We start from the raw sequence: 24,746 nt of genomic DNA, 5'->3' as shown, positions 1-24,746 counted from the left end.
AGCTAGCCCGCGCCGGTACGATCCCATGATGTATGCGCTGCTCAGAGCGCACTAATCGAATATGGGGAACCCAGATGCCTAAGGCTCTTTCGTGGTTGGCGATCCTATCGCTGACCGCGTCGGCGGCTGTCTTTTTGCCGCAAACCGCGACGGCCTCAAACACGGCAAGCGTCGCCACACTTTTCTCTTCACTGACTGTCACCCAGGAAACTAACACCGGGTACAACCGCGACCTCTTCCAGCACTGGGTGGACGCTGACAGCAACGGCTGCGACACCCGGTCAGAGGTGCTCCAGCAGGAGTCGCTCACGCCGGTGACCTTCAATCCCGGAACCTGCACGGTGGCCACTGGCCGATGGAACTCCTGGTATGACGGAGCGACGTGGACCAACGCGTCCGACGTCGACATAGACCACCTGGTCCCACTCGCCGAAGCGTGGGGTTCCGGCGCAAGCGCCTGGACGGCCGAACAGCGCCGTGACTATGCGAACGACCTCACACTGGACGTCGGCCTGGAAGCCGTGACCGACAACGTGAACCAGTCCAAGAGCGACCGCGATCCTGCAGAATGGATGCCGCCGCTGGCCGGAACTGCCTGCAGGTACGCTACGGACTGGGTGCTGGTGAAATACCGCTGGCAGCTGACCATGGACGCGGCCGAATCCGCGGCGGTCTCGAACACGTTGCAGGGCTCGTGCGGAACCACGCAGGTCACCGTACCGGCAATCGCCATTGACACGGCCCCCACGCAACCGATCACCTTCAGCGACGTCAACTCCTCCACACAGTTCAACGTAGAGATCTCCTGGCTGGCGACACAGGGCATCTCAACCGGCTGGGTGGAAGCCAACGGCACCCGGACCTACCGGCCGCTAAACGCCGTCAACCGTGACGCCATGGCCGCCTTCCTCTACCGCCTGGCCAAGAAGCCCGCCTTCACTCCCCCGGCGACGTCGCCTTTCAGTGACATCACGCCGTCGAGCCAGTTCTACAAGGAAATCACCTGGCTGGCCGCCAGCGGCATCTCCACCGGTTGGACCGAAGCCAACGGCACCAAGACCTTCCGTCCGCTCAGCCCCATCAACCGCGACGCCATGGCCGCCTTCCTGTACCGCTATGGAGGCAACCCAGCCTTCACGGCACCGGGAACGTCGCCTTTCCAGGATGTCCCCGTCAGCAGCCAGTTCTACAAGCAGATCACGTGGCTGGCTGCCCAGGGCATCTCCACCGGTTGGGACATCGGCTACGGCTGCCGCGCCTTCAACCCGGTCCAGCCAGTGGCGCGTGATGCGATGGCCGCGTTCATGTACCGCTTCGTCAACGGTGGCAATGGCGGGATCACGGGCAGCAACTGCTCGCCTCCCCCGCCGCCCGTCGTGACGCCGCCGCCCGCGCCGAAGCCCCCGGTGACACCCCCGCCGCCGGTGGTGACGCCGCCAAAGCCGGCCAACCCGGGTGACACCAAGAACTGCAAGGACTTCAGCACGTGGCGCCAGGCCCAGGACTGGTTCAACTACTACTACCCGCACTACGGTGATATCGCCCGCTTGGACGGCGATGGCGACGGCATCGCTTGCCAGAGCCTGCCCGGTCACCCATAAATAGACGTACGACGGCGGGCCCTGGCTTTGGTGCCGGGGCCCGCCGGTTGCTGCGCGAAACCAGTAACGAGGAGACCACTGATGACCGACATTCCATGGAGCCGCGGCGAATGGACCAACCAGCCGGCCGCCGTCGTCGAACTGGAAGGCGACCTCCTGGTAACCGCCGCTGAGGGCAGCGACGCCTGGCGCATCACGTCCTATGGCTTCATCCACGACACCGAACACGCCCTCCTGGCACCCTTTCCGCAGGACAGTGCCATGGAGGTCGAATTCACGGCCGCGTTTTCCCAGCAGTTCGACCAAGCGGGCATCTTCGTGCGGATCAGCCCGGAACACTGGATCAAGGCCGGCGTGGAATACGCCGACGGCGCCGCGCAGCTGGGCGCGGTTGTCACCGACCGCGTCTCAGACTGGTCCTTGGCACCCGTTCCCGAGTGGAACGGGGGCCGTATCCGCGTACGTGTCAGCCGCGCGGGCGACGCCCTTACCATCCGGGCCGCGGCTGACGGCGGGGAACTCCAATTGGTGCGGGTTGTGCCGCTGGAGCCGACACTGACCGCCCAAGCCGGACCATTCGCCTGCTCACCGACGCGGGACGGGCTGACGGTCCCGTTCCACACATGGCGGAGCACTCCCCCGGACGGCCAACTTCACTGATCCGGAACTTGCGGGCCTGACCGTTCGTGAGATTATGGAGTCTTCTGCGGCCCGATGACCCAGGCCGCAACTGAGCTGGCTCCGTTACAGTCCTATGGGGGGCATCACGGTGGAAGATACTGCAAGTCTTTGGCGAACTGACCCTGCGACGTTCCGCGACGTGGTGATCAACCGCGACGCCCTGAACGAGGCCCTGGCAGGCGAGTGTCCACCAGTGGAGCGCATTCGATACCTGGCGTTGCTCCGCCGGGACACCGAGGCCTTGGATGAGGGTTTCAAGCTTCTCCCCGATTCACCCGACCGCCGGGAACTCCTCCTGATCCTCGCCCAGGTGAAGCAGCGCCAGTACCGCTGGCACGACGCCGCGGTGCTCCATGAGAAGGCACTCCGGACAGCGCGGACACCGGAAGAGGAAGCCTACGTCCGCCACCACATCGGCCGGAGGCTCTTTGATGAAGCCCGCTTCCGCTCCGCTGCCGACGAATTCCAGTGGGCCGCCGATCTCTACCGCGTCGCCGGCCAGCTTGAATCGGCCGAAGAAAACCGCCAGGCGATGCGGCACGCCCTGCACGTGCACAGCGCTGAGCGCACCACGGGACACTCCGGATTCGAGCTCTCCTGACCCCACAATCCATCATCCAGCCCATGGGATGTAGTCTTAGTAAGGAAGCTGACTATTCTTATGAGGCTGGGGGCCCGAATGCCTGACATGGACTATTGGCCAACAAGCCGGTTGCTGTCCACCGCAGCGCGGCTAGTGGAGCTTGGGTGGAACGAGCGGCTCCGCCCCTTGGGACTGACATATCCAACGGTGCTCACGCTCGATGCCTTGGCGGCTTCTGGGCCCATCTCCCCGGGCAAGCTGGCCGAAAGCATCCGTGTGCAAGCCCAAACCATGGGTCCGCTGCTGACCAGGCTGGAATCCCGGGGTTTAATCCATCGCGAGGTAAACCGTTTCGACCGGCGCGGCCAACTCGTGTCCATCACCGAGTTGGGACTGGACTTGCTGAACAAGTCCCACGGGCAGGAAAACACCGTACTCGAAGGCATCGATCTGGACTCCGAAAGCCTTCGGGCTGAACTCATTGCCATCGTTCGGGACACAAAAATCAACTAGGGGTTCACAAGGCCCACTTGGAGGAACCCGGTAGCCCAAGGCAGTATGGAGTTATTCGCTGATGAAGTCCGGCGACAAGGGAAATCCATATTTCCAGCTACCGGGCGGAGCCTCACACCGCGCCCGGACAACGAAAAGGGCATCATGAGTGAACTTCGCATCGGCGACAACCTTCCCGTAGACCTCCTGAGTTTCAGGGCCACAGAGTGCTTGGTCTCGACGGGCCCCCCAGGCTCGGAAGACATGTGCATCCTGGATGACGGGCACACCGGCAGCCACTTGGCGGCAGGCCCGGGCATGGTGGTCAAAGCCATCTGGGGCTAGCAGGCAATCCCTGCCGGGTGAGGGGAAGCGAGCGGGTCTGCGCCGCTTCCCCCTATGTTCCGCAGAAAGTCCGGTACGGCCCGAAACTGTCAGGCGCGGGAGCAGCGTATTTTTCCAGGCCGGGACGTTCCTCATACGGAGACGCCAAAGCCTCGAGCAAGTCCTCCGTCGGTCCGATGTCTCCCGCTGTTGCGGCCGCGAGTGCCTCCTCCACCACGTGGTTGCGGGGAATGTAGACAGGGTTCACCGCGTCCATGGCATCCGCATCAGGCGCAAGGGCCCGCCAACGCTCCAGCCACGCGTCAAAGGCGGGCAAGTCCAGCACCATGCCCCTGACTGGCTCCGCCTGCCCCCGGGCCGCCTTGCCCAGGCTGCGGAAGAACGACGTGTAATCCGCGCGCGCCTCCTGGACCAGGTTCAGCACGTCGTCCACCAAAGGCGAGGAAACGCCGTCGTCAATCTCTTCAGGCAGCCCCAGCTTGGCCTTCATGCCGCTGAACCAGGCCGCGCTGTACTGCTGCCGGAACCCACCCAGGGCCTCAACGGCCATGGCTACCGCTTGGTCCTGGTCCTCGTGGATCAGCGGCGCAATTGCTTCGGCGAAACGTGCAAGGTTCCACTCCGCAACCACGGGCTGGTTCCGGTAGGCGTACCGGCCCATCTCATCGATGGAACTGTACACGGCCACGGGGTCGAACCCATCCATGAAGGCACACGGTCCGTAGTCAATGGTTTCGCCCGAAATGGTCATGTTGTCAGTGTTCATGACCCCATGTACGAACCCCACGAGCATCCATTGGGCCACCAATTCCGCTTGCACGGAGATGACGCTTTTCAGGAGGCCAAGGTATCGGTTGTCCTCCTCGGATGACGCCGGGTGGTGCCGTTCGATCGCGTGGTCAGCGAGCCGCCGCAGCAACTCCATGTCATCGGAGGCCCGGGCATACTGGAAACTGCCCACCCGCAGATGGCTGCTGGCCACCCGGGTCAGGACCGCGCCGGGCATTACCGTCTCACGCTGGACCGGGCGGCCCGTAGCGACGACGGCAAGGGAACGGGTAGTGGGAATGCCCAGCGCATGCATCGACTCGCTCACGATGAACTCGCGGAGCATAGGGCCGATGACCGCCCGGCCGTCGCCATTGCGGGCGAAAGGCGTCCGGCCCGAACCTTTCAGGTGGATGTCGCGGAGCTTCCCGTCGGCGCCCACCACCTCGCCCAGCAGCAGGGCACGGCCGTCTCCCAACCGCGGGGAGTAAAAGCCGAATTGGTGCCCAGAGTAGCCCTGGGCCACCGGCGTCGCATCCTCCGGGACGGCGTTGCCGAGCAGCAGCCGCACGCCCTCCGGGCTCCGCAGGAAGTCCGGATCAAAACCAAGCTCGACGGCGAGTGGCCCGTTAAGCGCCAACAGCTGAGGATCCGGGGCTTCCTCCGCCCGCCACGGAATGGCCAGCTCCGGGAAGTCGCGGGCGAAATGGCCTTCGAAGGCAATGGTGGAATGCGCGATGTCACTCATCAATTAAGGATAATCGGCACTGGCGGGCACCTGTCCCTGTATTCTCTATCTGAGCCACGCCTTGCTGGCCCTTTTCTGGTTTTGAACCCCCTGAAGGTGCTGAACCATTCGTGTTTCTGGGGGAACCATGACTTCTTCGCTCACCTCACGGCCGTTCGCCCTTATCAAGTCGGTTGGGCTTGCCTTCACAGCAGTGGCAGTGGTCATCTTCCTGGCATCGTGCACCCTCATTCCCCTGCCCAAAATGACATCCGCCCCGAAGGCACCGCCCAGCGCCGAGCTCCTGAAACGCAGCAACAATGCCACCGTCGCGACATGGGAAGTACCCTTGGACCCCATCGGCCAACCGGTGGTGGCCGACGGCGTGGCTGTGGTCTATGGCAAGACGTCGGGTGGCATCACCGCTTACGCCTTTTCCGCAGCGGACGGCAAGCAGCTCTGGACGAACCCCGTTCATCCAGGTTTGGGAGCTCCCGGCATTCCGCTGGAGCCGGCCCTCACTACAACGGACTCCGGCAGCGCCGCCGCTGTCTTCCTGATGCCGGCCGGCACTCCCGCGGAGAACTTCGGCATGGCATGGTGGACCACCCCTGTTGCCGTTGAACTCAAAACCGGAAGGGTCGTCTACCGAGGCGACTCCCAGTTAATCGAAACCCGCCCTACCGCATGTGAGAACAAGAAGGACATGTGCTTCACGGCTTTTGACCCCAAAGCACAACTTTCCCGGCAGCACCGTGTCAGCCTTGCCACGGCCCAGGACAACTCCGGAGACACCCTCAATCCTTTTTCGGGCACCTATCGTTTGGTCGGCGAGGGCCTGTATTCCGTGGTGGAGAACGGAATCGAGTCGATTGCCAGGGTCCACGAGGGCAAAAAGGTTTGGTCCGCAGATATCCAAGAGGTGTTTGGCCGCGGAGCTACCACTAACCTGGGCTGGAATTTTCAGTACTCGGAGAAACTGGACCTTTACGTGGGATCGGTCGGGCTTAACCCCACGGGTGAGAATGACTACGACCTGCTGAAGGACAAGCAATTCTCCGTAAAACTCACAGACCAGCAGGCAGTGGGCTTCCAAGCTTCCACCGGCAAAGTGCTTTGGACCGCCAAGTCAGCCCATGTCTGGTGCGCCAACTTGGTAGGCACAGCCAGCTCCAAGCTGAACGGCAGCGGTGACGGCCTTCCCGTTCGGTGTGAATACACGCAGGGTTCCATGGAGTACCCCTCGGGCAAACTCGCCAACGCCAAGGCCAAGGCGGTGGGGTACGATCCGTTGTCCGGGATGGCGGCATGGCAAACCGAAGCGGTCGACGTGGAGTACGAAAACCAGCCTCTGGTTCCGGCGTCAAACCGAGGGGATGCGGTCCTGGCCGAAACCCCCGGCGGCGTCAAGCTCGTAGACACCCGGAATGGAATCTCCCGAGACGTCGCCGCCTCGGAAGTCTTCCTTTGCTTGAAAGGCACCCAGTACGCCCTTCCGCCCAACGGACCTTACGCAGACATGCCGAGGGGTGACACGGGCATGGGGTCGACGGTGTCCTTCCCCTGCAACGGAACTGGAAAAATCGCTCCGTCACTGACCATCGGAACACTCCAGGACATCAACACCACAGACAACGGGATGGCCGTGGTTTCCCTCGAAACCAAGATCTCGGGCTACAGGCTGCAGCAGACCGCTGGGATCGACGCCGGAACGCGGAACCGCGGCACTACCCCTTGAAAACCGGTGCCCGCTTCTCCTGGAACGCCTTGAAACCCTCGGCGTAGTCGTCGGTCTTGCAGAGACGGGCTTGCTCGGTGTTTTCCTCCGCCATGGAGGCCCAGAGGCCCAGGCGTTGGTCGCGGATGTGGGCCACGAGTTCCTTGGAGGCGTTGAAGGCCTGTGTCGCGCCCGAGGCCACGCGGGAGACAATTGCCCGCGTCTCCTCAAGCAGGACATCGGCGGGCATCGCACGGCTGAACATTCCCTGGGCCACGGCTTCGGCACCTGAAATGAGGTCCGCCGTGTAGATCAGGTCCAGCGTGCGGTGCATGCCCAAACGCTCGGTGAAGTACCAGTGCCCACCGGAATCCAGGGTGGCGCCAAGCTTGGCAAAGGGTGAACCAAACTTCGCGTTCTCAGCCACATATACGACGTCGGTGGCCAAGAGCAGCCCCAGCCCGACACCCAAACACGCCCCATGGGCTGCGGCGAAAGTGGGAGCAGGGAACGCAGCCATCTTCTTCAACAGCGGCTCCACCAGGCCGCCGAGGTATGCTTGCGCATCATCGGATTCGGGTGTCACTGCGGCGATGTCGCGACCGGCGCAGAAGGCCCGGCCCTCACCGCGGAGCAGCAGCGCCCGCACCTCACCGCGGGAGGCGGCGGCAGCAGCGTCGTCGTACGCCTTATCCAGTTCGGCAAGCGCGTCCTCGTTGAGCGAGTTCAGCTTTTCCGGGATGTTGAGGACAATTTCGGCGATGCCGTTGGCAATGGAGAGCTCGATCATGGGGACTCCTTAGACGTCGAAGTCGACGGTAACTTCTTCGCTGGTGGGGTGGGACTGGCAGGTCAGGACGTAGCCCTTGTCCAACTCGTCCTGTTCAAGGGCGTAATTCTCATCCATGGTCACGGAGCCGGAGACCACCTTGGCGCGGCACGTACCGCACACGCCGCCCGCACACGCGAACGGAACGTCCGGGCGGACCCGCAGGGCAGCGTTGAGGATGGACTCGCGCGCGTGCGTGGGGCTGGCGACGTCTCCGGTCAGGCCATCGAGCTTGAAGGTGATCTTGTACGTGTCCTGAGATTCGTCAGCTACCACCGGTCGGCCGGCGTTACCTTCGGGGCGGTCCGGACGGCCGGTGGTGAACAGCTCAAAGCGGATGTGCTCTGGCTCAACGCCGCGGGCGGCGAGGGTGTCACGGCACAGCTGGACCAGTTCGAACGGCCCGCACAAGAACCACTCGTCAACATCTTCGGAGCGGATCGCGGACGAAAGAAGAGCCTGCAGCTTCTCGGAATCGATACGGCCTGTCATCAGCGGCGCGATACGCTGCTCGCGGGACAGGACGTGATGCAGTGCCAGGCGCGACGGGTACTTGTCCTTCAGGTCCGCCAGCTCTTCCAGGAACATGACGTCCATGGCAGCCTTGTTGGCGTAGATAAGATCGAACGTTGTTTCCGGATTGGCGGCCAGCAGTGTCCGTGCAATCGCGATCACCGGGGTAATGCCCGAGCCCGCGGCGATCGCCACGAAGTTCCCCGGCTCACCCGCCAGTTCCTCCGGGTGGTTCATGGAGTTCATGACGTTGTGCTGGACGGCCGCACCGTCCTTCCCGTGGCGTGAAATGAATGCACCCTGCGGACTCATGACATCCAGGACGTCTCCGGCCTTCAGCTCGGCGTTGGCCCACGTGGAGAAGATTCCACCAAGGTCCTTCTTGATAGCCACCCGGATTTCGCTGCTGCCGTCCTCGAAACTGCGCGGCTCTGCGCAGATCGAGTAGCTGCGGCGGACCTCATGCGGCTCCCCGGTTTCATCGGGCAGCGTGGTTCGCAGGGCGACGTATTGGCCAGGAAGGTAGTCATACTGGCCCGCCAGCTCAGCGGGTACACCGAACGTGACCTCAATGGCATCGTCCGTGAGGCGCCGGACTTCCGCGACGGTCAGGTTGTGGAAAGACGCACGACGGCGGCTGGCCGTCTGTGTTTCGGTGGTCATGGCTGCTTCCTTAGAGGACTTTGAAGTAGTCGAACGGCTCCTTGCAGTCCTGGCAGACGAAAAGCGCCTTGCAGGACGTGGAACCAAAACGGGTGAGTTCCTTGGTGTTCAACGAGTTGCACTGCGGGCACTTGACCGCCAGGCTCAGGCGCACTGGACCGGAGTGGCCGCCAGCAGCAGCCATGCCGCTGGGTGGGGCGATCCCGTATTCCTCCAGCTTGGCTTTGCCGGACTCGGTCATCCAGTCCGTGGTCCACGCCGGGGACAACACCAGGTTCACGTGGACGCTGGCGTAGCCCTCCCGCTCGAAAGCCTTCCGCAGGTCGTCACCAATGGCGTCCATGGCGGGGCAGCCGGAGTACGTGGGCGTGATGGTGACCTCGACGGCGGTACCCGCCGGGCCGCCGTCGTGCGTTTCCGTCGCACCTGTCGGGGTGACCTGAACGCCGCGAAGGATTCCCAGGTCCTCGATGGTGAGGACCGGGATTTCCGGATCGCAGACCGTGGACGCGATGTCCCAGGCCCGCTGCTCTTCAGTCTTTTCCATCGTTGACATTGTGGTCACCAGCTCGCGCCGGGGTGTTCACGGGCCAGGACCTGCATCTCGGCAAGGATGTAGCCCAGGAATTCGGAGTGCTTGCCGCGGCGGCCGCCGCCCAGGGACTGCGGAACGCCGGGGATCTCAAGCTCAGCTTCGGCCATGATTTCGCCGGTCAGGCGGTCGAATTCTGCCCGGAGGCTGGACGGCTGGACAGCAACGCCTGCCTCGGCGAGACGGGTGGTGAGCTCGTCGTCCTCGAAAATCTCGTCCACGTACGGCCACACCAGCTTGAAGCCCTGGATGATGCGTTTCCGGGACTCGTCCGTGCCACCGGCCAGGCGCAGCACCCACTGGGCGCTGTGGTCGCGGTGGTAATCCACTTCCTTGACGGCCTTTGCGGAGATAGCAGCAAGGGTGGGATCGGTCGATGCGGCGAGCGCCGAGTAGAGCTCAAACTGGTAGTAGCTCACGATGAACTGGCGGGCGATGGTGACCGCGAAGTCGCCGTTGGGCTGCTCGAAGAGGTGCGCCGAGCGGAACTCGTGCTCGCGGCGGAAGTAGGCGAGGTCGTCCTCGGACTTCCCCCAGGCAGCACCAGCGTAGGTCAGGAACGAGCGAGCGTGCCCCAACTGGTCCAGGGCGATGTTGCCCAGTGCGATGTCTTCCTCGAGCTCGGGGGCGCGGGAAATCCAGTGCCCCAAACGCTGGGCGAGGATCAGGCCGTCGTCGCCGATCCGGAGGGCGTACTCGGCGACATCCTCGCTGGGCTTGACCTTCCCGCGGCTGATCTCCAGGGCGATGTCCTCGGGGCGCAGTGCGTTGCCCGGGGTAATGCGGGTGGCACTGGCCGAACCGTCGCCTGATGCGCCGGCTCCGTGGACACCGACGGAAATGTCGCCGTGTCCCTCGATGACGAAGTCAGTGGTCTCTGGAGTGCTCACAGGTGCTTCACGCCTTCGCTCTTGGTGTAGTACGTTGCGTGGCGGTAGTCCTTGCCCTGCGGGGACTCGAAGAAGGAACCCTTGGAGTCGGGATCGCTGGAGGAAATCGCCTCGGCCGGGACAACCCAGATGGAAACGCCCTCGTTGCGGCGGGTGTAGAGATCACGCGCGTTCCGGAGGGCCATGGCCGCGTCCGGGGCGTGCAAGGAGCCGGCGTGGACGTGGGACAGGCCACGGCTGGAACGCACAAAGACCTCCCAGAGAGACCACGGCGATTCCTGGTGCTGCTCGGTGGTGGCCGCGACCTTGGGAGCCTCGCGGTTGATGTCGCTGGCGGCGCTGCCAGGTGCTTCGGGGTTTCCGTGGGGAGCCATTATGCTGCGTTCTCTTTCTGTGCTTGCTTGCGGGCGTACGCCACAGCGGCTTCGCGAACCCAGGCACCGTTTTCGTGTGCCTCGCGGCGGCGCTCGATGCGCTGCGAGTTGCAGGGACCGCGGCCGGCCAGGACTTCCTTGAACTCGTTCCAGTCCAGGGGTCCGTGTTCCCACTTCTTGGTTTCTTCGTTGAAACGGATGTCCTTGTCAGGCAGCGTCAGGCCGAGGACCCGGACCTGTTCCACCATCATGCCTACGAACCGGCTGCGCAGCTCGTCATTACTGAAGCGCTTGATGTTCCAGGCCATTGACTGCTTGGAGTTGGGGGAATCCTCATCCGGCGGGCCGAACATCATCAGCGACGGTGCGTACCAGCGGTTCACTGCGTCCTGGGCCATCTGCTTCTGCGCAGGCGTGCCGTTGGAGAGTTCAAGCAGGATCTCGAACCCTTGGCGCTGGTGGAATGATTCTTCCTTGCAGATGCGCACCATTGCGCGGCCGTAAGGACCGTACGAGGCGCGGCAGAGGGGCACCTGGTTGCAGATGGCGGCACCATCGACAAGCCAGCCGATGGCTCCCATGTCGGCCCATGAAATCGTGGGGTAGTTGAAGATGGAGGAGTAGCGGGCCTTGCCGGCAATCAGGTCTTCCATCATCTGGTCCCGGGACTGGCCCAGGGTCTCAGCGGCGGAGTAAAGGTACAGGCCGTGGCCCGCCTCGTCCTGGACTTTGGCCATGAGGATGGACTTGCGCTTCAGGCTCGGCGCGCGCGTGATCCAGTTGGCTTCGGGCTGCATGCCGATGATTTCCGAGTGTGCGTGCTGCGAGATCTGGCGCAGCAGGGTCTTGCGGTAAGCCGCAGGCATCCAGTCGCGCGGCTCGATGCGCGAGTCCTCCGAAATGATGCGATCAAAATACGCCTGTCCGGCTGCCTCCCGCTCCTGCTCTTCCGGGGACAGCTCAGCGGGCACTGACTGCAGATTCTGCGATGCCATGGTTGCTCCTAATAAATTACCGACCGTTCGTTCAGAATATGCGGAGCGGGTGTTTTCAGTCAAGGTCCACTTCCAACTCACCTGCCGTTCACTGGGACTGGCCACAGTGGGACCATGACTGACTTCACACGCCGCACCCTGGTCAAGACCTCCCTTGCAGGCCTCACGCTCGCGGGCATCGCCAGCGGAACCACTCCGGCCTACGCCGCCATCCCCCTGGTCCGCAAAAGGCTCACGCTCCCCACCGGCATTGCCACCGGCGACGTCACCACCGACTCCGCCGTCCTCTGGTCCCGTGCCTCCGGCCCCGGCCGAATGACAGCCACCCTCAAGGCAGTGGACAGCGCAGGAGAAATACTTCGCGGACGCTACGGTTTCACCCGCACCCTGAGGGGCCCGCTGGCCACTGACGCCAGCGACTTCACCGCCAAAATCCAAGTCACCGGCCTTCCCGCGGGTACGCGGTTCGCGGTGGAACTCACTTTCGAAGACGAGAACGGGCCCGGCGAAGCGGTACGCGGTACGTTCAGCACGGCACCCGGAGCAACGAACGGAAAGAACGACGGCGGTGCTGAAGCAGCCCGCGGAGGCGGCGGCCCGTCGTCGTACCCCCAAACGTTCGTATGGACCGGCGATACCGCCGGCCAAGGCTGGGGCATCAACGAAGACCTCGGCGGCATGCGCGGCTACAAAGCCATGCACGCCACCAAACCGGACTTCTTCATCCACTCCGGCGACACCATCTACGCCGACGGTCCCATCACAGCCACCGTCACCGAAAAGGACGGCCAGGTGTGGCGGAACATCGTCACTGAAGAAGTGTCCAAAGTAGCCGAAACCCTCAAGGAATTCCGGGGCCGGCACCGCTACAACTCAATGGACGCCAACATGCGCGCCATGTTCGCCGACGTCCCGGTCATCGCGCAATGGGACGACCACGAAACCCACAACAACTGGTACCCCGGACAAATCCTGGACGATGCCCGCTACACAGAACGGAACGTCAACACCCTCGCCGCCAGGGGCCGCCAGGCATGGCAGGAGAACATGCCGATCGCCGACGCCGCTGCACTCTGGCGTCCCGGGAAGGTCGACGCCGGCCAATACCAGCCCGCGCGCATCTACCGCAGGATTTCGCGCGGCCCCCAGCTGGACATCTTCTGCCTGGACATGCGTACCTTCAAGTCCCCCAACACCGACGGCAAGGAACCGTACACCACCAACATCCTGGGCCAGGAGCAGGTGGACTGGCTGATCAAGGAAGTCCGCAAATCCAAGGCAACATGGAAAGTCATCGCGGCCGACCTGCCGCTGGGCATCATCGTCCCTGACGGCGCCGTAAACCAGGAAAGCCTGTCCAACCGCGACAACGGGGCGCCCCTGGGCCGCGAGCTGGAGATCGCCGGCGTGCTCAGCGCCTTCAAGAAGCATGGCGTGAAGAACACAGTGTGGCTCACCGCTGACGTCCACTACTGCGCCGCGCACCACTACTCACCCGAACGCGCATCCTTCACCGACTTCGATCCCTTCTGGGAGTTCGTTGCCGGCCCCATCAACGCGGGTTCGTTCGGTCCCAACGACATGGACGGAACGTTCGGGCCCGAAGTGGTGTTCTCCAAAGCCGGGCGATTCCCCGGCGAGTCACCGCGCGATGGCGAGAACCAGTACTTCGGGCACGTCGAGATCGCCAACGATGGCGTCTTCACCGTTAGCCTCCGCAACGCCCTGGGCGCAGTGCTGTATTCGAAAGCCCTCACGCCACAGCGCTGACTCCCTGCGAGGAGCCGGCCAGCCGAACCAGGGAGCAGCCCGCGCGTCCAAAATGCGCTCGCCTGCTGCCTGGTTGGGCATGTACGGCGTATGCTCTCCTCAGCGCAAAGGCAAGACGCGTTGTTCGCTTTTGGTGGGGCCACTTTCGAAGGCAGGGGTTCAGTGGCAGGAGTGAAGCACGGGGTTCTTCAGGAGCGCTCGTTCGGGCGTCAGGGATGGCCACTCTTTCTGGTGCCCGTCGCCTTCTGTCTCATACTGCTGATTGTCGGCCTTGCCAGCGGCGCAGGAACGACGACGGCGCAACTCGCCGGCGATCTGGCCATCCTTCTCGCTGCACTCACCGCACTGACCACCCACACCCGCGCCGTACTCAAAAAGCGCGTCAACACCCTGGGCCAATGGTTCGTGGTGGCCGGCCTGGCGCTCTGGTCAGCCGGCCAGGCGGTGTGGACCGTCAACGGCATCACGCTCAACCACGAATATCCTTTCCCGTCCCTCGCCGACATCGGCTTTGTTTGGTACGCGCTCCCCGTTTCCGTTGGCTTGGTGCTGCTGCTCCGCGGCCAAGGGCTGCGGCTCCCCCTGCGCCGGACCATCCTGGACGCCGGCGTCGTAGCGAGTTCCACCTTCTTCATCGCATGGAGTTCTGTTCTGGGGCCTTTGGCGGCCGACAAAGACCCGGATGCCTTCGCCCGCGCGACTCAGATGGCTTACCCCATTGCCGACGTCCTGATGGTGTCAGTGGTAATCGTCCTGACCATGAGGGCCGCCCGCGGTCGGAGGCTGCCTTGGCTGAGCATGGGACTCGGGTTCTGGATCCTGGCCATTACCGATCTGGCGTACATGCGCTTCACCCTGGAAGGCGTCACGGGTGTCACCGGATCCCCCCTGGCCCTGGGGTGGGTGCTCGCCTTCCTTCTGGTAGGACTCAGCCCGCTGCTCCCCGAAAACACCAGCATGCGGAAGGACGGCCGCATCTACGCTGCGGCGTTGGAACTCCTCCCCTACCTGCCCGTCTTCAGCGCAGTGTTCTTCTCCCGCAGCCGCCCCATTGGCGAGGACCCCATCCTGTTGGTCACCGGCCTCGTAGTAGTGGGCTTCGTGATCGTGCGGCAGGTGCTGATCGTCGTCGAAAATGTGACCCTGACCCGGGACCTTGAAACGAAGGTAGCCCAGCGCACGGCGGAACTTGAAGGCCTCGGCGCGATCGTCAACTCCTCAGGCGATGCCATCATTGGCGAGACCCCCGATGGAGTAATCACCAGCTGGAACCCCGGCGCCGAACGTATCTTCGGCTACCCGGCCTCGGAGGCATTGGGCCGGAAAGGCGACTTCTTTGTTCCAGGGCACCTGGTGGACACAGAGCGCATGACCTTCGAAAACACCGCGCAAAGCGGCGAAGTGCACAACTACGAATCCCTCCGCCTCCGCGGCGACGGCACCACCATCCCCGTCTCGGTGACACTGTCCCCCATCCGCAGCGAGTCCGGTATCCGGGGCGTCGCAACCATTTCACGGGACATCACCGAACGCCGTACCGCCGAAGCCGAACTGCTCGCGGCGCGCGAAGCCGCCCTGGAAGCCAGCCGCCTCAAATCGGAGTTCCTGGCCACCATGAGCCACGAAATCAGGACACCCCTTAACGCCGTGATCGGGCTGACGTCCCTCATGATGGACACTCCCCTCAGCGAGGGACAACGGCAGTACGCCCAAGGCGTGAAGAGCGCCGGCGAGGTCCTCCTGACCCTCATCAACGACATCCTGGACTTCTCCAAACTGGAGGCAGGGAAGGTGGACCTGGACGTCAATGCGTTCGACCCCCGGGCCTTGGTGGACGAAGTGGCGGGACTCGTCGCAGAGGCCGCCCAGGCCAAGAACCTGGAACTCATCTCCTACTGCCACCCTGCCGTTCCGGAACGGCTCATGGGCGACGCCGGACGCATCCGGCAAATCCTGGTAAACCTCGCCTCCAACGCGGTGAAGTTCACCCCGGCCGGTGAAGTGGAAATCCAGGTCTCGGTCCTCAGCGAAGACAAGGACAAAGCCTCACTCCGCTTCGAAGTCCGGGATACAGGAATAGGCATCAGCGCCGAAGACCACCACAAACTGTTCCAATCCTTCGCCCAAGCGGACGCCTCAACCACGCGCCGCTACGGTGGTACCGGCCTGGGCCTGGCCATCTCACGCCGGCTCACGGAGGTCATGGGCGGGGAAATCGGCCTCGACAGCGAGCCCGGAAACGGCAGCAAATTCTGGTTCGTGCTGGACCTGCCCATCGGGCCCCCGGCGTCTGACACCGCTGCCCTGCCCGCCTCCCTCTCAGGCCGCAAGGTACTGGTGGTCGACGACAATGCCACCAACCGCCTGGTGCTCGAAACCCAGCTGGCCAGTTGGGGAATGATGCCCGTCGCCGTGCCCGATGCCGCCAGCGCCATCCGCGAATACCGCTCGGCCATCTCAGCCTCCGAACCCTACGACATTGCCGTGGTGGACATGTGCATGCCGGACACCGATGGACTGGAACTCGCGCGGCAAATCAACCATGAAAGCAACGGTTCCGGCGGCCCCGGCATCATCCTGCTGACCTCCACCATGATGGTGGACAGGCAAGACCTCGTCGCGGCCGGGATCCGGGAATACCTCACCAAGCCCGTGCGCAGCTCCGAGTTCTACAACCGGATCCTGCGGGTCATGTCCACCAGGACAATGGGCACAGCTTCCCCGGCCGCCCCCTCCAATGCAGCTGCGGCATCGCCGTCCCAGGAACACCGGGCCGGCAGGCTCCTGGTGGCAGAAGATAACCAGGTCAACCAACTCGTGGCACGCGGCATGGCCAACAGGCTCGGCTACGACGTGGACATCGTCGAAGACGGCGCCCAAGCCGTTGAAGCTGCGCTCACCGGCGCCTACGCCGCCGTCCTCATGGACTGCCACATGCCCGTCATGGACGGCTTCGATGCAACCAAGGCCATCCGTTCTCGCATGGGAAACGATTCCCGGATCCCCATCATCGCCATGACCGCCGGGGCACTGAATGAGGACCGCGAACGCTGCTTCGCCGCCGGCATGGACGACTACGTCAGCAAACCCGTAGACCTGGACACCTTGCGGGAAGTCCTCGGCCGCTGGGTGCCGGACGCCGAACCGCTGCAGGCGGCGGCAGCACCGCCGTCGAACGCTGTTGTTTTGGATGAGCAACGGCTGCAGATCCTCCGCGAACTCGGACCCGAAGATGGTCTGGGCCTGCTGCCCGACGCGATCAAGGCATTCAGGGAGGACGCGCAAGGCGCCCTGGAAAAGCTCCAATCCGGCTTGGACGCCGGACAAGCCGCTGCCGTGGAGGCAGCCGCCCACAAACTCGCCGGTGCAGCAGCAAACATTGGTGCGGTTGGCGCAGCGGATCTTTGCAGGAACCTGGAGCGGCTCGGGCGGGCAGGCGGCCCTGACATCGCTGCTACCGGACCAGGGCTTCTGGTCGAACTCAGGGCGGAACTCGCCCAGGTCAATGATGCCCTTGGGCGCACACTCTTGGGAGCTCCATGAAAGTACTGATCGCCGACGACGACCAGATCTCCCGGATGATCACCAAGGCCGCCGTCGAACAGTCGGGCCACGAATGCCTCGTGGCCGTGGACGGTGACTCAGCCTGGGAGCTGTACCTGGCGCACGCACCGGAGGCGGTAGTCACCGACCTGATGATGCCCGGCATGAACGGGCTCGATCTGTGCAGGGCGATCCGTTCCTCCGAGGATGACAACTACACCTACGTGATCCTGGTGACCTCGCATGGATCACGGAAGGACGTGCTCGCGGGAATGGAAGCCGGGGCGGACGATTACGTCACCAAGCCCCTGGACCCCTTCAACCTGCACATCCGGCTCCTTGCTGCGCAGCGGATCACGTCCTTGCACTCCGACCTGGCCAAGTATCGGACCGCCCTGAGCAACCAGGCCCGGACTGATCCCCTGACCAAGCTGCACAACAGGCTCAAGCTGACCGAAGACCTCGGCGAACTGCACAATCCGGCTGGCAACACGCCCAAGGACTACTGCCTCGCCATGGTGGACGTGGACAACTTCAAGAGCTACAACGACATATACGGGCACCAGGCAGGCGATGCCGCCCTGGTCGCCATCGCCGCCACCTTGGCCCGTGAAGTCCGGGAATCCGACGGCGTCTACCGCTTTGGCGGCGAAGAATTCCTGCTGGTGCTGGGGGAACAGTCAGAGGAAACCGCCGCCGTGATCCTGGAACGGGTCCGATCCGCCGTGCACAGTTTACAGATCGAGCACTCGGGCGACCCCGACGGTGTCCTGACCATCAGCGCCGGAGTGGCTGCCTTCGACGAAGGGCATCGTGCCGGCGCTGAGCAGCTCCTGCGCGAGGCTGACCTCGCCCTGTATGCGGCCAAGGCGTCCGGCCGGAACCGTGTGACGCTCGCGAGCGCCCTCACCGCTGAGCGTTGATCACACCGGGAACAAAGTACGTTTCCGGTTTCACGGGGATTTCGCCGTCGGGGAAGAGTGCGTCAGCTTGCGTGGCGTACTCCCTGATTCGAGGCGGCTTCGCGGACAGCCCCTGCTCCCACGACCACGGCACGAAGCCCAATCCCTGCATATGGGGTTCGTCCGGTTGCTGGGTCAGGTCGTAAGGAAAATCCGAATACAGGACCAGGTTGCCCGGGTGGCCTTCGCCGAGCTCACGGGTAATGAGGTGGTCCACGTGCTTGCCCACTCCCGCAGGGCAAAAGAGCAGCTCGGCTTTGGTGTGGGTCATAAGCGCTGCGACGTCGGAGCGAAGGTTCCGGATAAGCGACCTGTCACCCCTTGCTATCCGGCCCATGGCGATATCGAACCGGTACGTGGGGTAGCGGTGGGTGAACTCGGGGAGGAGCCTTTCCCAGGCGCTGCTTCCCAGCCGTACGGGCTTGCGGCGGCGCCGGAAAAGGGCGTCGACCTCCCCCAGGTGGATGGACTGGATGCCCATTCCTTCCAGGACGTCCCTGTCCTCCGCTTGCCGGGCCGCGTACAGTTGGGCGGCGTCGCCGATGGTGCACTGGCGCAAGAAGGAACGGGCTGCCCTGGTATGGGGCTGATGCGCGGCCTCAGTGAAAATCGTTGCCACGATGATCTGACGGCCGTGGGCTTGCGCCTCCATGAGCGCACCGCAGGACAACACCGCGTCATCCAGATGGGGTGAAAGGAACAACCATGGCGCGTCGCCTTCCAGCGAACGTTCGATCCTGGTTCGGTACGGCATTCAAGCCCTTTCATGGGTGGTGGGTCTGCGCTGATCCGTGTGGGCGTCACTGAGCGCGGCCAAGGAGTCGTTGTAGGACTGGGCCTGCTTCGCGGCAAGGGCGTCCCAGTTGTAGCCGGTCGCGAACTCCCGCCCGAGCGCGGCCGCCTGTTCCAATCCCGGCTGGGCGTATCTGATGGCGATTTCCTCCGCGAAGGCATCCACATCGAAGGCTTCCACGAGCCACCCCGCGCCGGGCGGCACGATTTCACGGAGGCACGGGATGTTGAAAGTGATCACAGGGGTGCCGGTGGCCAACGCATCGATAGCCACCAGGCCGAACGTCTCATGGCGTGAAGGCACCACCACCAGCCGGGCATTGCTGAGCGCCTGGAACTTCTCCTCGCCGCTAAGCCAGCCGAGCATCCTTACCCTGTGGGTGAGCCCCGCATCACGGATGGCCTCCCGAAGCCGCTCTTCGTCCGGGCCTGAACCCGCAATCAGCAAATCGCCATCGACACGGTCGCAGCACCGGCTCCAGGCTGCCAAGAGAAGGTCCAGGCCCTTATGCCCATACTCCAAGCGGCCGATGAAGAGGACATCCTTGCCCAAGCGCGGCTCCGGTATCCATGCGGCCGGGTCAACCCCGTTACCAATCACGTCCACATGGACGTCCGGGTTTATGCCTGTCAGGCGGTCCGCTATTCCTTGCGAAACGGAGATCAGGCGTCGGTGCTTCCGGACACCCAGACGTTCCATCCAATGCAGAGGCAGTTTGTACTGCCGCGCCTTATCCTCGGCATGCAACCACTGCACCACACCCACGGTAGGGCGGCCCGTCCACAACGGCGCGGCCATGGTGGAGAACGGGGCGAAGAAATCTTCCACCACCAAATCCGCCATGTCACGACGCCGACGAACCTCGAAAGGCAAGCGTGCCACGTACGCCACCAGGCGGCTCAGCCTGTTCCTTCCCGAACCGAACCCGATGGGTACATAGTGCACACCGTCCTGGACCCGTTCCTGCCAGCCCGGGTAACGGGTGGTCAACACCGTGACGTGGAAACCTCGCGCTGCAATGCGGCGGTTGATCTCGTGGGTACGGACCGAACCCCCACCCGCGCCGGGCATTTGCGGGTCCTCAAAACCCAAATGCAGAACCCTCATCGTTGCCTTTCCGTTCTGTAGACCTTGCTGGCCGTGGAGAACCGCGCAGCAAGCTCCACCACCATCACGGCCCCGCAGATTGCACCAGCCACCGCAACTGCGTACACGAACTCTTCAGTGAGCGTTCCCAGCAGTGCGGTCCAAGCGCCCGATGCCCCCAACGCCAGGCCACCCAATCCGAGGAGACGCCGCCCAGCGTGGCCGCTGAAACACAAAACAACGCCTGCCAAAGCGCACCACACCAGCAGGGCGTGCCCCGTGCCGCTGAGTTCGATCACCTCTTTGGCAATCCGCGGCACTCCTTGGAACCCGTGGCCTGTGGCGTAGCCGTGGGTGGCCGCCACCATGACGTAATCCGCGTACAGCACCACCGCGAAACCTGTGACCATCACGGCCTGGCGCCACGAAAGGGTCCTCTTCCACACCGTTGCTACGATCACGGGGGCCACGACCCAGATGAAGGACACGTCCAAGCTGATGGCGCAATAGCCCAATAAGACCCCGGCCCCCGCCGGCTTCAGGAAAGACTGCCACCCGGCCCGGACACCAGCCCCGGGACCTGTGAGGAGCAAAGGCGCCGCGAGTGCCGCCACCATCCCTGACGCCTCAAGGAATGTCGGGTTTCCGATGCGCAAGAGCAACGGTTCGACGATCACCACCACGGCGGCCAGCCACGCGGCAGCAGTTGACGACAGCCTGCGGGCCACGAGGAAACACAGCCCCACCCCCACAGCGCCCATCACAGCGTCCAGCCAGCGAAATTGGAACGCCGCTTCCATGCCCTCGCCAAACCTGAGCGTGAGCCCGAACGCTGCGGCAACCACCACGATAAATGCGGTCAGGTTGCCTGCGAGCGCCCGGGCAGCCCACGTGGGCCGTGTCTTCACCGTGGAGCGGCGACCGGAGGTGCCGGTATGGTCACCGGCCGGACGACGCCGGGCCATCCTGAAGTCGTTCTTGTGGGGCAAAAGGTTTCGTTGGTGTGCCAGGACCGCGACCCCGCTGATTCCGGCCAGGACGAGCCACAGCAGGGGCTGCAGCCAGGAAGCAACTGCCAGGACGACGATCAGGCCGGCCGCCAGCAGTATGAACTGTCCGGCACCCTTCCCGGGGCGGGCTTCCGTCAGCACGGGCCACGCCAAAACCACCAGGACCACCCCTGACAGGACCGCCCCCGCCGCTGAGCCCACGGCCAGGCCGGTGACTGCATCCAACTGCCATCCGGCCCATAGTCCGCCCACCACCAGGAGGCACGAACATGCCAATCCCAACTGGCAACGGCGATAGGCACGCATGGCCAGGAGGATGGTGGACAGGACCATCAGGACTGCATAGCCAAGGCCCGAGGCGGCAAGCCACGGCAGCAGCTGGAGGGAACCGTGGTATTTCGGTGGAACTATGATGCCCGCCATGACGGGCGGTGCCGTGGCGATGATGGCGAAAGCGACAACCACGAGCTGCCCGAAGGAGGCAAAAGATGCACGCAGCACCTCCTCTGTCCTGGCGCCGGGGGTGCGCAACAGGGGAAATGCCACCAAAGCCGTTCCAGCCGCCACGTAGACAGGACCCTTGGCGATGGTGGCCAGCGCCTGGAACCCCGCAGCCGCGGCAGAGCCGTTGTCCAGGAACCCCACCACCACGACATCGACTCCCACCAGCACCGACACGACGCACAGTACGGAAGCGATATCGCTGGTTTCGGCCCATCGCCATCTGTCGAGGAGCACTCGTGGCCTCCAACGGAGGTCCCGGTAGAACGACCGTGGCACCACCAAGGGCGCGAAACACGCCACGACGAAGCCCAGGACTGCTCCCCCGGCACCCCACGCCATCACGATCACCAGAAGGCTGAAGAGCAGCCTGAGGACTACCTCACCTATGGTGGACGCTGCGTACCACCTGAAGCGGAGCTCGCCCTGCAACCATCCGGCGGGCGCATTGACAATGAAGATTGCCAAGGCAGCCAAAGCCACTGCGGCCGCCAGCGCAGGCGTTGCCAGCGCCAGGGTCACTGTCCCGGTGACGGTTGCCGCCAGCAGGCCTGCCAGGAAGGAGACGAAGACCGAGAAAGCTACTCCGTCCTGCCGTTCCCGGGAACCTTCGGGATGGACCGCGACCACATGCGACAAGGGCAGCGGGACCAGCGCGTTGGCGACGATTCCCACCACACCCAGAATCATCGCGGCCGCGGCGAACAGTGTGTAATCCGCCGTCCCCAGCATGTTCGCCATGAGAAGGGTGCAGGCATAACTCACCACGCCCACAATCCCCGCCGAGACCGCCAGGAAGCCGCTGTTCTCCGCGATCTTTACGTCGTCAGCGGGCGCTTTGTCCCGGCGTTCGGCCCTTGGCCTGATGGGCACGCCAGTGAGTGGTCTTTCCAGGTACACCTCCACGTAGGGACCGCCCGCTACTGGCCATCTACGGCATCGACGGGAGCAAAGGAACTCCCGGGACCCGCAAGCAAGGTGTTGGGTCCTGCCGGACGGAGTTCAACGGTCTCCACGCCAATCTGTTTCAGGGCAGCGAAGGCCTCGAACTCGTCACGGCCTTTCATCATGACCGAAATATGGCCGTCGTCCGTCAGCGCTACTTCGTCTGTTGCCCGCAGGACAGCCCTGAGGTCCGCCCCCGCAGGGAGTTCGAAACGAACCAGCGTGGAAAGATCCGAGTGCAAGGAGCGCAGGTCCCCGCCCGCGCGTCGTGCCTTTTCCTCCTCCAGCAGGACACCGGTGAGGAGCCTGGTGCTGCGGTCCCAGGTGAAGCAGCTCGCCCATTCCTTGCATTCCACGGAAACGTCCCTGGCCGCGTCAGGCTCGGCCAGGGCCGACAACGCCTCGACCAGGGCCGCCCCAAACTCTTTGGGGGTATCGGCCAACCAACCGGTCCTGCCGTCCAGCACGGAGTCCCTGATACCGGGTACGCGCAAGCCCAGGCAGGGCACGCCCCACGCTGCGGCCTCGATGACTGAGCACCCCCAGCCTTCCGAGGCCGAGGTGGAGGCAGTAAGCCAGGCCCTGCCCAGCAGTTCGTCACGGACGTCGTTGGGCTGGTAGCCGTGGAACGTCACCGCATGGTCCAGCCCCAAGTCCATGGCCAACTGCTGCAGGCGTGCCCGCTCCGGCCCGTCGCCGACGATGTCCATCCGCAGGTTGGGGATGCTCCTTGCGGCCACTGCGAATTGTCCCAGCAGCAGGTCCAGCCGTTTGTGCGGAACCAAGCGGCTGACGACGGCGATGGTGGGCCTGAGCGCGCGGCCGGAAACCTCGTGCGGGCTATCAATGGTGCCGTTGGGCACCACGTGGATCGGTCCGGTGAACCCTAGCTTGCGAAGTTCCAGCCGCGTGGAGGCAGAGACCGCCACGATGGAGCGCTGCCCGTACACGGACTTGGCCCCTGAGCTTTCCAGGAACCGGCCCACCGCGGCCATGGGTGGAGAGAACTTGGTACGGAACTGTTCCTGATGGACATGGTGGATCAGCTGGATGATCGGAATATCCCGCCGGAGGAACAAAGGAGAGAAGAACGGAATCCCGTTCTGGCAATCCACTACGGCATCAAACTGCCCACTGGTCCGCAGAAGCCGCATCGCCGAATGCGCATAAATGGAGAGGGTTCCGCCTCCGCGCAGAATCCGGATGCCGTCAATGAGGTCCTCCGCCGACTGACCGGCGTCGCGTCCCGTGAACCAGGTGACCTGTACTCCGTGCTGCACCCATCTCCTGGAGATTTCATGCATGTATTGCTCCGCGCCACCAGCCTGTGAGTGCTTGATGTCACGCCAGTTGAGGACCAGCAGATGCTTCCCCGCGAGCCGGGAGGGAGAGTTCAGATCGGGTAGAGCAAAGGTCATGGTGTTGCTTTCTGGAGTTGAAGCACCGAGGCAAAGCTGGCAACTCCGTCCTGGAACGGGCGGAACGTAGACTCCGCACCATCGGTCCACGCCACCGGCAGTTCGATAATGCTGGCGTCGTTGTCCTGGAGCCGAAGAAGGAGCTCGACATCAAAGGCGAACCCGGTGCTGCGGCACTGCACCATGGCAGCTGTCAGGGCATCGCGTTCAAAGAATTTGAAGCCGCACTGGGTGTCCTGGATGCCCTTGACCTTGGACCGGGTCAGGACCCGGAATGCTGTGCCGCCCACCCGGCGACCGATGTGCTGGGGACGCACAAAGGTGGAGCCAGGAGCATGGCGGGATGCGATGACGGCCGCTGCCCCGTTGGACAGATAGGACATGGTTTCAGTGAGCGTTTCCAGGGGAGTGGCCAGATCGGCGTCAAAGAAGCCTGTGAACCTGGACGTTCCGCTGAGGAGTCCGCGGCGGACTGCCGCTCCCTTGCCGCGGCGCGAACAACCCACCACAGAGATGGGTACGACGCCCCCTTTCTCACGGGAGATCCTGCGAACAACCGCAGCCGTTTCATCAACGCTGCCGTTGTCCACCACAACGATGCGCGATGACCAAGGCTGGGTAGCCAGGAAATCGGCCGTCTGCCGGAGGGTGCCTGGAATCCTGGCGGCCTCGTTGTAAGCCGGGATGACAACCTCGAGATCCACACGGGAGCGCCGCAAAGTCTCTGAATGTCGACGCGCTTGGAGACCTCCTCTCCTTCCGATGTGCACACTGTGGGATTGCAGCGGAACCATCTGAGCCTCCAATATCCGGGTAGCTGGCACGAAAACATGCCCGCAATATATGGAGTGGCGGAACCCTGCAAGTCATGACGCCAATCCCGGTTTGCCGTCCACGTGGTGGACCTCCTGGCGTTGCTGCGAACGCATCCGGGCGCTCTGAGCGAAA

21 protein-coding genes are annotated in these 24,746 nt (G+C 63.8%); 9 read left to right on the top strand and 12 right to left on the bottom strand.

The window, feature by feature from the left end; all coding sequences use genetic code 11:
* Positions 1-74 precede the first annotated feature (74 nt).
* The 5 genes from QRM57_RS09065 to QRM57_RS09045 all read left to right on the top strand — a co-directional run bounded on the left by QRM57_RS09065 (position 75) and on the right by QRM57_RS09045 (position 3,702).
* A complete protein-coding gene (locus tag QRM57_RS09065; RefSeq protein WP_284986344.1) occupies positions 75-1,601 on the top strand; it encodes an S-layer homology domain-containing protein in 1,527 nt (508 codons plus the stop codon).
* 78 nt (positions 1,602-1,679) lie between these two features.
* Positions 1,680-2,261, top strand: a complete 582-nt coding sequence (locus tag QRM57_RS09060) for a DUF1349 domain-containing protein (RefSeq protein WP_284986597.1) — start codon at positions 1,680-1,682, stop codon at positions 2,259-2,261.
* Between the two features lie 94 nt (positions 2,262-2,355).
* The gene (locus QRM57_RS09055; protein WP_257371368.1) at positions 2,356-2,883 is read left to right on the top strand and encodes a hypothetical protein; all 528 of its coding nucleotides are present in this window, start codon (positions 2,356-2,358) and stop codon (positions 2,881-2,883) included.
* 78 nt (positions 2,884-2,961) lie between these two features.
* Positions 2,962-3,378 carry a MarR family winged helix-turn-helix transcriptional regulator gene (locus QRM57_RS09050; protein WP_257371367.1) on the top strand — a complete coding sequence of 139 codons (417 nt, stop codon included), beginning with the start codon at positions 2,962-2,964 and terminating at the stop codon, positions 3,376-3,378.
* 144 nt (positions 3,379-3,522) lie between these two features.
* Positions 3,523-3,702, top strand: coding sequence for a hypothetical protein (locus tag QRM57_RS09045; RefSeq protein ID WP_235517296.1), 180 nt, complete (start codon positions 3,523-3,525; stop codon positions 3,700-3,702).
* 52 nt (positions 3,703-3,754) lie between these two features.
* Here the strand turns inward: QRM57_RS09045 and QRM57_RS09040 are convergent, their stop codons facing one another.
* Complete coding sequence (locus tag QRM57_RS09040) at positions 3,755-5,218, bottom strand: protein adenylyltransferase SelO (RefSeq protein ID WP_284986343.1); 1,464 nt, start codon at positions 5,216-5,218, stop codon at positions 3,755-3,757.
* A 127-nt stretch (positions 5,219-5,345) separates the two neighbouring features.
* On the opposite strand from QRM57_RS09040, the gene QRM57_RS09035 reads away from it, so the two are divergent.
* The gene (locus QRM57_RS09035; RefSeq protein WP_284986342.1) at positions 5,346-6,935 is read left to right on the top strand and encodes a PQQ-binding-like beta-propeller repeat protein; all 1,590 of its coding nucleotides are present in this window, start codon (positions 5,346-5,348) and stop codon (positions 6,933-6,935) included.
* Here the strand turns inward: QRM57_RS09035 and QRM57_RS09030 are convergent.
* The 6 genes from QRM57_RS09030 to paaA are packed head-to-tail and all read right to left on the bottom strand — an operon-like array spanning position 6,925 to position 11,770.
* Positions 6,925-7,704, bottom strand: coding sequence for an enoyl-CoA hydratase/isomerase family protein (locus QRM57_RS09030; RefSeq protein ID WP_235517299.1), 780 nt, complete (start codon positions 7,702-7,704; stop codon positions 6,925-6,927). The two genes, QRM57_RS09035 and QRM57_RS09030, sit on opposite strands and share 11 nt — an antisense overlap.
* A 9-nt stretch (positions 7,705-7,713) precedes the next feature.
* The gene (gene paaE, locus QRM57_RS09025) at positions 7,714-8,919 is read right to left on the bottom strand and encodes a 1,2-phenylacetyl-CoA epoxidase subunit PaaE (RefSeq protein ID WP_284986341.1); all 1,206 of its coding nucleotides are present in this window, start codon (positions 8,917-8,919) and stop codon (positions 7,714-7,716) included.
* A gap of 10 nt (positions 8,920-8,929) precedes the next feature.
* A complete protein-coding gene (gene paaD, locus QRM57_RS09020; RefSeq protein WP_257371363.1) occupies positions 8,930-9,475 on the bottom strand; it encodes a 1,2-phenylacetyl-CoA epoxidase subunit PaaD in 546 nt (181 codons plus the stop codon).
* 5 nt (positions 9,476-9,480) lie between these two features.
* The gene (gene paaC / locus QRM57_RS09015) at positions 9,481-10,401 is read right to left on the bottom strand and encodes a 1,2-phenylacetyl-CoA epoxidase subunit PaaC (RefSeq protein WP_284986339.1); all 921 of its coding nucleotides are present in this window, start codon (positions 10,399-10,401) and stop codon (positions 9,481-9,483) included.
* Positions 10,398-10,775 carry a 1,2-phenylacetyl-CoA epoxidase subunit PaaB gene (paaB, locus tag QRM57_RS09010; RefSeq protein WP_235517303.1) on the bottom strand — a complete coding sequence of 126 codons (378 nt, stop codon included), beginning with the start codon at positions 10,773-10,775 and terminating at the stop codon, positions 10,398-10,400. The genes paaC and paaB overlap by 4 nt, the downstream gene beginning before the upstream one ends.
* The gene (gene paaA / locus QRM57_RS09005) at positions 10,775-11,770 is read right to left on the bottom strand and encodes a 1,2-phenylacetyl-CoA epoxidase subunit PaaA (RefSeq protein WP_284986338.1); all 996 of its coding nucleotides are present in this window, start codon (positions 11,768-11,770) and stop codon (positions 10,775-10,777) included. The genes paaB and paaA overlap by 1 nt, the downstream gene beginning before the upstream one ends.
* A 114-nt stretch (positions 11,771-11,884) precedes the next feature.
* Between paaA and QRM57_RS09000 the strand changes: the two genes are divergently transcribed.
* From QRM57_RS09000 to QRM57_RS08990, 3 genes are all read left to right on the top strand, one after another.
* Complete coding sequence (locus tag QRM57_RS09000; RefSeq protein WP_284986337.1) at positions 11,885-13,540, top strand: alkaline phosphatase D family protein; 1,656 nt, start codon at positions 11,885-11,887, stop codon at positions 13,538-13,540.
* 231 nt (positions 13,541-13,771) lie between these two features.
* Complete coding sequence (locus QRM57_RS08995) at positions 13,772-17,083, top strand: hybrid sensor histidine kinase/response regulator (RefSeq protein WP_284986336.1); 3,312 nt, start codon at positions 13,772-13,774, stop codon at positions 17,081-17,083.
* A complete protein-coding gene (locus tag QRM57_RS08990) occupies positions 17,080-18,006 on the top strand; it encodes a GGDEF domain-containing protein (protein ID WP_257371357.1) in 927 nt (308 codons plus the stop codon). Before QRM57_RS08995 ends, QRM57_RS08990 begins: the two co-directional genes overlap by 4 nt.
* Here the strand turns inward: QRM57_RS08990 and QRM57_RS08985 are convergent.
* From QRM57_RS08985 to QRM57_RS08965, 5 genes are read right to left on the bottom strand one after another with little or no spacing between them, the layout of a single operon-like run.
* Entirely contained in the window at positions 17,990-18,799 is an 810-nt protein-coding gene (locus QRM57_RS08985; RefSeq protein WP_284986334.1) for a PIG-L deacetylase family protein, read from the bottom strand. The two genes, QRM57_RS08990 and QRM57_RS08985, sit on opposite strands and share 17 nt — an antisense overlap.
* A complete protein-coding gene (locus tag QRM57_RS08980; RefSeq protein ID WP_284986333.1) occupies positions 18,800-19,945 on the bottom strand; it encodes a glycosyltransferase family 4 protein in 1,146 nt (381 codons plus the stop codon).
* Positions 19,942-22,308: a lipopolysaccharide biosynthesis protein gene (locus tag QRM57_RS08975; RefSeq protein ID WP_284986332.1), complete on the bottom strand. Its 2,367-nt coding sequence runs from the start codon at positions 22,306-22,308 to the stop codon at positions 19,942-19,944. Before QRM57_RS08975 ends, QRM57_RS08980 begins: the two co-directional genes overlap by 4 nt.
* A 47-nt stretch (positions 22,309-22,355) precedes the next feature.
* The gene (locus QRM57_RS08970; protein ID WP_284986331.1) at positions 22,356-23,798 is read right to left on the bottom strand and encodes a glycosyltransferase family 4 protein; all 1,443 of its coding nucleotides are present in this window, start codon (positions 23,796-23,798) and stop codon (positions 22,356-22,358) included.
* Positions 23,795-24,502: a glycosyltransferase gene (locus QRM57_RS08965; RefSeq protein ID WP_257371352.1), complete on the bottom strand. Its 708-nt coding sequence runs from the start codon at positions 24,500-24,502 to the stop codon at positions 23,795-23,797. Before QRM57_RS08965 ends, QRM57_RS08970 begins: the two co-directional genes overlap by 4 nt.
* Positions 24,503-24,746 lie beyond the last annotated feature (244 nt).

This window comes from Arthrobacter sp. fls2-241-R2A-172, assembly GCF_030208885.1.
Classification (GTDB): Bacteria; Actinomycetota; Actinomycetes; order Actinomycetales; family Micrococcaceae; genus Arthrobacter.
This window is presented reverse-complemented; position numbering and strand designations above follow the sequence as displayed.